Consider the following 576-nt stretch of genomic DNA (forward strand, 5'->3'; position numbering starts at 1 on the left):
CAACTTGCTTAACAAGTCGCTGCGACTCTATATCAGGTAAAACTCGAACCTCGGCGTGATCAGTATAAAGGCAATAGCGCTGCCAATAAGGGTCATCCATTTCACCTTCACGCGCGTTGTAGCCCTGTTTGTTACCTTCAAATATTTTTCTCGCTTTTGACTCGCCTTCAAATATCCAACTAAAGGCAGTCTTCGGTAGGAATGGCAGTGCTTCTTGCCCTGTTAGCGTAAAGAGCTCTAGCAAACCCTCCATATAAGATTTTGCGTCAGCAGCACTCAATTCAGGAAAGATCGTTACTTGCTCTGCATTAATCAACCTTGACTCGGTTTTTAGCTCAAGTCCCGTCTCGTGACCCGGTGCAACTTGATGGTGAAATAGATAGTTGACCACAACATGTTTTACCCAGCTAGAAAAGAACAACGCTGGCGAACTCCGGCTCAAACTAAACTCGCAAACAGCGCTATCCAGTAGGACTAGTGAACCAACTATGCGCTTACCAGAAAGCTGGAAGTCGATAACCAAAGTTGACGCTTCTTTCGCTAAAGCTCGCTCAATATAGGTAGATAAATCGACAA

At 45.0% G+C, this 576-nt stretch carries 1 protein-coding gene; it reads right to left on the reverse strand.

Annotated elements, in window-relative coordinates:
* Positions 1–576, reverse strand: a 576-nt coding sequence (locus tag A3729_RS32540; protein WP_197475665.1) for a hypothetical protein, incomplete at both ends; no start/stop codon positions are given.

It is taken from the genome of Oleiphilus sp. HI0043 (genome assembly GCF_001634935.1).